The sequence below is a fragment of the Pseudomonas sp. G5(2012) genome (assembly GCF_000408945.1).
GTDB classification, from domain to species: domain Bacteria; phylum Pseudomonadota; class Gammaproteobacteria; order Pseudomonadales; family Pseudomonadaceae; genus Aquipseudomonas; species Aquipseudomonas umsongensis.
Genome location: NZ_APIO01000179.1, coordinates 1 through 1,614 on the forward strand (window position 1 = coordinate 1; position 1,614 = coordinate 1,614).

General features: G+C 56.4%; 1 protein-coding gene. It reads left to right on the forward strand.

Going from position 1 to position 1,614, the window contains the following annotated elements:
• Positions 1-26 precede the first annotated feature (26 nt).
• Positions 27-1,576 (forward strand): IS3 family transposase gene (locus tag PG5_RS34030; RefSeq protein ID WP_116287586.1). Its coding sequence is split into 2 segments (ribosomal slippage): positions 27-486 and positions 486-1,576, totalling 1,551 coding nucleotides; the frame shifts between segments, so codons are not numbered across the junction.
• Positions 1,577-1,614: the final 38 nt, after the last annotated feature.

Sequence of the window (1,614 nt, forward strand, 5' to 3'; positions counted from 1 at the left end):
ACACCGAGGGCGGAAAGAGATAGGTTGTGACGTACTATTCACCCGAACGTAAAGCTGCATTGCTCAAGATGTTGCTTCCCCCGCTGAGCCTGACCGTGGCCGAAGTTTGTCGACGTGAAGGGGTCAGCGATGTATCGATGTACCTCTGGCGCAAGATGGCCAACCAAGGAAGTAAAGTGCCCGACGACATACTGCTTTCTGATAAATGGTCTGCTGAAGCCCGGTTTGCAGCTGTCCTTGAAACGGCCAGTCTGACTCAGCTTGAGTTGGGCGAATATTGCCGTCGAAACGGCCTTTACCCCGAACAGCTCAATGCCTGGCGTCAGGCCTGTATCAGCGGTCAAGAAGCTGTTCAGGCGCAAAAAATGGCTGATCATGAACAGACGCGCAAAGACAAGAAACGGATCCTGGAACTGGAGCGTGAACTGCGCCGTAAAGATGCTGCATTGGCCGAAACCGCAGCGTTGTTAGTGCTGCGAAAAAAGCTCAACGATTACTGGGGGACCGACGACGAGGACAACTGACCTCTTTGCCGGAACGGCAGTTGTTGGTGGGCTGGTTGATCGAAGCGATCGTAGCGGGAGCCCGAAAAATACGGGCCTGCCAAGAGGTCGGACTATCGCTCAGAACCTTGCAGCGCTGGACCCAGCCGCAGGAGCTGCAAGCCGATGCGCGCACCACCACTTTGCGGCCCAAGCCGCGTAATGCGTTAAGCGAAATCGAGCGACACGCCATCGTGGCGCTGTGCAACAGCCCGACATACGCCCATTTGCCTCCGAGCCAGATCGTTCCGCGCTTGGCCGACGAGGCGCGATATCTGGCGTCGGAAACTACGTTTTATCGCGTCTTGCGAGCAGCCGGCCAACAGCACCATAGAGGCCGCAGCCGACGACCCCGGCGGGTTGTAATGCCGACAACACATGCGGCTGAGAAGCCCAACCAGGTGTGGTCGTGGGACATCACGTATCTTCCATCGCCGATCCGCGGCAAGTATTACTACCTGTATTTGATCGAGGATATTTACAGCCGCAAGGCGGTGGGCTGGGAGGTTTATGAAGAAGAAAGTGGTGAGAAAGCGGCTGCACTGCTACAGCGCAGCGTGATCAGCGAGAAGTGCCTGCGTGAGCCGTTAGTGCTGCACTCTGATAACGGAGCGCCGATGAAATCGGTGACGCTGTTAAGCAAAATGTATGAGCTGGGGATCACACCCTCTCGCGGTCGGCCGCGCGTAAGCAATGACAACCCGTACTCGGAATCACTGTTTAGAACACTGAAGTACTGCCCGCAATGGCCCTTAGAAGGCTTCGCCAGCTTGGACGCTGCACGGACTTGGGTGAGGGATTTTATGCGCTGGTATAACACCGAACACAGGCACAGCCGGATCCGCTTCGTCACACCGTCAGAGCGCCATCGCGGGCAAGATCATCAGATCCTGGTGCTGCGGCACCAGTTGTATGAACGGGCACGCCAGAAAACTCCTGAACGATGGTCTGGAAAAACACGCAACTGGGAGCCGATAGGAACGGTGCTGCTGAACCCGGATCGGGTACAGCAGACCGGTAAGAAAGCGGCATAGCAAAACAGTTGGCGCGACAACTACCTTGAAAAACGCCG